This is a genomic window from Dietzia maris (assembly GCF_014144855.1).
In the GTDB taxonomy this organism is placed as follows: domain Bacteria; phylum Actinomycetota; class Actinomycetes; order Mycobacteriales; family Mycobacteriaceae; genus Dietzia; species Dietzia kunjamensis.
Map to the genome: position 1 here is coordinate 1 of NZ_JAALDN010000505.1, position 4335 is coordinate 4335.

The following is a 4335-nucleotide window of genomic DNA, read 5'->3' on the forward strand; positions in this document are numbered from 1 at the left end:
GCAGGGCGGGGTGGCGGTCGGTGGCACCGGGCCCGCGGGCGCGGGTGGGGCGGGGCCCTCGGCCAGGTTGGTCGCCCGGCGCCGACGTGGAAAGGTGGTCCTGGAGAACGACCGGGCGAGCGGAGCGGGGACGTAGATGACCACGGACAAGTACGCGGACGAGATCGAATCGGTCCTGCTCGACGAGGAGTCGATCCGCGAGCGGATCGCCGAGATGGCCGCCACCGTCGGCGAGCGCTACGCGGACGTCGAGAAGGAGGTCGTGCTGGTCGCCGTCCTCAAGGGCGCCGCGATCTTCGTCTCCGACTTCGCCCGGGCCCTGCCCATCCCGTCCGAGATGGAGTTCATGGCCGTCAGCTCGTACGGCTCCTCCACCAGTTCCTCCGGTGTGGTGCGGATCCTCAAGGACCTCGACCGCGACATCGCCGACCGTGACGTGATCATCGTCGAGGACATCATCGACTCCGGGCTGACCCTGTCCTGGCTCATGCGCAACCTGCGCACCCGCAACCCGCGGTCGCTGGAGATCGTCACCCTGCTGCGCAAGCCCGACGCGGTGAAGGCGGACCTGGACATCCTCGAGATCGGGTTCGACATCCCCAACGAGTTCGTCGTGGGCTACGGCCTCGACTTCGCCGAGCGCTACCGCGATCTGCCGTACATCGGCAGGCTGCACCCGCGCATGTACTCCTGACGCGACGACTGCTGGACACGTGTCTGTCTGATTCGTGATCCAGATCACGTTCAGCGGTTAGTCTGGCAGCATGTTTCCAGGAACCTTCGCCGCCACCACTCCCGACAAGCCCGCGGCCATCCGCCCGGCGACGGGGGAGCAGATCACGTACGCCCAGCTCGAGGCGCGTTCCGCGCAGCTCGCGCATCTCCTGACCGACGACTGGGGGCTGCGTCCCGGCGACACGATCGCCGTGGTCTCGGACAACACCCTGGAGATGCTGGAGATCTACTGGGGGGCGCTGCGCTGCGGCCTGTACATCGCGGCCATCAACCACCACCTCACTGCGGACGAGTCGTCGTACATCATCGGCGACTGCGGGGCCCGGGCGCTGTTCGTCTCCGCCCCGGTCGCCGACCACGTCGACGTCTCCCCGGAGGCGCATCCGGGCGTGGAGCACCGCGTGGTGTTCGGCGGCGCGCTGGAGGGGTTCGAGGACTACCGGACGCTGCTCGAGGGCAGGTCGACCGAGCCGCCCGCCGACCAGCCCCGCGGCCACGACTTCCTCTACTCCTCCGGCACGACCGGCCGGCCGAAGGGCGTGCGCGTCGACCCGCCCGAAGGGCAGATCGACGAGGTGCCGGACAGCTACACGCCGGTGTTCAGCTTCCTGTACGCCTTCGACGCCGACAGCGTCTACCTGTGCCCGGCACCGCTGTACCACGCGGCCCCGCTGCGGTTCTGCGGCGTGGTCAACTCCGTCGGCGGGACCGTGATCCTCATGGACCGCTTCGACGCGGAGGAGGCGCTGCGGCTCATCCAGGAGTACCGGGTGACGCACTCGCAGTGGGTGCCGACGATGTTCGTGCGCATGCTCAAGCTGCCGGAGGAGACGCGGGCGCGCTACGACGTGTCCAGCATGACCCACGCGATCCACGCCGCCGCGCCGTGCCCGCCCGAGGTCAAACGACGGATGATCGAGTGGTGGGGCCCGGTGGTCCACGAGTACTACTCGGCCACCGAGGGCATGGGCATCACGTTCATCAACTCGCAGGAGGCGCTCGAACGCCCCGGTTCGGTGGGTCGCGACGGGCTCAAGGGCATCGCGCACATCTGCGACGAGGAGGGCAACGAGGTGCCCACCGGCGAGATCGGCACCATCTACTGGCAGCAGGACGAGGGCACCTTCTCGTACCACGGTGACCCGGAGAAGACGGCGTCCGTCTTCCACCCCGAGCACCCCAACTGGTCCACCTTCGGCGACGTGGGCTACCTCGACGAGGACCGCTTCCTCTACCTCACCGACCGCAAGGCGTTCACCATCATCTCGGGCGGGGTGAACATCTACCCGCAGGAGATCGAGAACGCCCTGGTCCTGCACCCGGCGGTCGAGGACGTCGCCGTGATCGGGATCCCGGACGAGGAGATGGGCGAGAGGGTGCACGCCGTGGTGGTACCGGCCGCCGACCGTGCGGGCGACCCCGGCCTCGCCGACGAGATCCTCGGCGCCCTGCGCGGGAGGATCTCCGACTTCAAGATCCCGCGGGGCCTGGACTTCGTGGACGAACTGCCCCGCACCCCCACCGGCAAGCTGGTCAAGCGCCGGATCGTGCAGCAGTACACGAGCGCCTAGCGAGGGGTATGGACCGCACCTCCGAATTCGAGAGTGAACGCCCCCGGCTCGTCCGGATCGCCGCGCGCGTGCTCGGCGACCCGGCGGAGGCCGAGGACGTGGTGCAGCAGGCGTGGCTCCGGCTGGCGCGGGCCGACACGCGGGCGGTCGACTCACTCCCGGCCTGGCTCACCACCGTGGTGACCCGCCTCTGCCTGGACCGGCTCAAGGCCGTCGTCCCGCCCCCGACGGAGCCCGTCGACAGGCCGGCGCCGGAGCCGGGCCCGTCCGAGGAGGTGCTCCTCGCGGATTCCATGGGCGCGGCGCTGCACGTCGTGCTCGACCGACTCGCCCCGGCCGAGCGGGTGGTGTTCGTGCTGCACGACTCGTTCTCGGTCGACTTCGCCACGATCGCCGACGTGCTGGACTGCTCACCGGCCGCGGCCCGCAAACAGGCGTCGAGGGCGCGTGCGAAGCTCGCGGGAGCGGGTCCCGGCGCCCGGAAGGTGGACTGGGTCGTCGTCGACGCCTTCCTCGACGCCGCGCGCAACGGCGAGTTCACCCGGCTGCTCGGTCTCCTCGCGCCGGACGTGGTGGTGGTCGGTGATCCGATCGCCGTCAGTCTCGGTACCCCGGTCGGCATCGAGGGCCGCGACGCGGTGGCGGAGTTCTTCGACGGGGCAGCCGCCGCGGCGTTGCCGGTGTTCGTCCACGGGCGGCCGGGCGCGGCGTGGTTCGATCGCGGCGTGGCCCGGGTGGCGTTCGACTTCCGGATCGCCGGCGGCGTGGTCAGGCGCATCGACTTCCGTGCGGACCCGGACGTGCTCGCCGCGATCCGCCGCCGCAGCGACGGCGAGCCGAGATGAGCGGGGCGGTCACAGTTCCGGCCGCCCGCTCGTCATCAGGGTGAGGCGACGCGCTCCGGCGTCGCCCGGACAGGGAGGATCGACCCCATGAAGACCATGACCTGCAAGGACCTGGGTGGCCCCTGCGATCTGCCGCACCGCGGTGACACCGCGGACGACGTGATCAACGCCCAGGACGCCCACCTCAAGGAGCGCGTCGGGGCCGGCGACGACGCCCACGTGCCGGCGCGCGAGGACATGAAGAGCCGGTGGCGGCGGCCGCGGCAGTCACTCGGGTGGTACCGGGACGTCAAGAAGAGGTTCGCCGACCTGCCGGAGGACTGACGCCACGCGGCCCGCCGACCCGCCCCTGCCGGCCGGTGTCAGCGACCGCCGCTCTCGATCACCGCCGCCAGCGCGAGCAGCGTCGCCTCCGAACCGGGCCGCCCGACGAGCTGGACCGAGGTGGGCAGGACCCGGCCGAGGGGGGTGTGGGTGGTGCCGCACGGGACGGACACGGCGGGCCAACCGAGCACGTTGGCCAGCGGGGTGAACGGGGAGAACCTCATCGACGCCCACAATGATCGGCCCCAGGAGCGTCGGTGCCAGTCGGTCGCCTCGGGTGGCACGTCCGCCAGCGACGGGGTGAGCCACACGTCGATCCCCGCCGAGTCCATCGCCCGTTCGACCTCCGCGCGGAGCGTCTCCACGCCACGGTTCCAGCGGGTGTCCCCGTCTCCCGCGCCGCCGCGACGGAAGACCGTCCGGCCGAGCAGTGCGTGGTGCCGGGTGCGTCGCTCCATCGCGGACAGGGGCAGGTTCTCGTCCTCCGCCGCCCGTGCGACGCCGGTGGTCCAGCGCGCAAGATAGAGCACGGGGTCGGTGGGGGAGGGCAGGGTGGTGTCGACGACGACGAGGTCGGCCCCCCGCAGCACCTCCGCGGCCTCCCGGGCCGCGCGCGTCCAGGGCGCGTGGATGCGCACCAGATCGCGGCCCAGCCGGATCGGGCTGGCCACGGACATGCCGATACGCGTCCCGCCGGGGACGGGTCCGACGTCCGCGAGTTCCGGACGACCGGCCATCACCGACAGGGCCAGCGCGACGTCGCCGACGGTCCTGGCCAGCGGACCGGATTCGGCCAGGCCGCCCCAGTTGTCGCCGGCCAGGCGGGTGGGGACGACACCGGGCCCCGGCTTGATGGTGAC

General features: G+C 71.4%; 5 protein-coding genes. 4 read left to right on the forward strand and 1 reads right to left on the reverse strand.

The genetic code is table 11. The features are described from left to right. Positions 1–136 precede the first annotated feature (136 nt). The 4 genes from hpt to G6024_RS15350 all read left to right on the forward strand — a co-directional run bounded on the left by hpt (position 137) and on the right by G6024_RS15350 (position 3475). Positions 137–694, forward strand: a complete 558-nt coding sequence (hpt, locus tag G6024_RS15335; protein ID WP_067711558.1) for a hypoxanthine phosphoribosyltransferase — start codon at positions 137–139, stop codon at positions 692–694. Positions 695–764: 70 nt separating this feature from the next. Continuing rightward, complete coding sequence (locus G6024_RS15340; RefSeq protein WP_069389308.1) at positions 765–2306, forward strand: acyl-CoA synthetase; 1542 nt, start codon at positions 765–767, stop codon at positions 2304–2306. An 8-nt stretch (positions 2307–2314) separates the two neighbouring features. Beyond that, positions 2315–3151: a sigma-70 family RNA polymerase sigma factor gene (locus tag G6024_RS15345; RefSeq protein ID WP_069389307.1), complete on the forward strand. Its 837-nt coding sequence runs from the start codon at positions 2315–2317 to the stop codon at positions 3149–3151. Between the two features lie 87 nt (positions 3152–3238). Then, positions 3239–3475 carry a DUF1059 domain-containing protein gene (locus tag G6024_RS15350; RefSeq protein ID WP_069389306.1) on the forward strand — a complete coding sequence of 79 codons (237 nt, stop codon included), beginning with the start codon at positions 3239–3241 and terminating at the stop codon, positions 3473–3475. Positions 3476–3513: 38 nt separating this feature from the next. Here G6024_RS15350 and G6024_RS15355 read toward each other — a convergent pair. Then, positions 3514–4335 (reverse strand): amidase family protein (locus G6024_RS15355; protein WP_241728322.1); only part of this gene is annotated, 822 nt, incomplete at its 5' end.

Bases quoted from the DNA above. Each gene is read 5' to 3' on its own strand.
- hpt (WP_067711558.1), top strand. From the start codon at position 137: ATGACCACGGACAAGTACGCGGACGAGATCGAATCGGTCCTGCTCGAC.
- G6024_RS15340 (WP_069389308.1), top strand. From the start codon at position 765: ATGTTTCCAGGAACCTTCGCCGCCACCACTCCCGACAAGCCCGCGGCC.
- G6024_RS15345 (WP_069389307.1), top strand. From the start codon at position 2,315: ATGGACCGCACCTCCGAATTCGAGAGTGAACGCCCCCGGCTCGTCCGG.
- G6024_RS15350 (WP_069389306.1), top strand. From the start codon at position 3,239: ATGAAGACCATGACCTGCAAGGACCTGGGTGGCCCCTGCGATCTGCCG.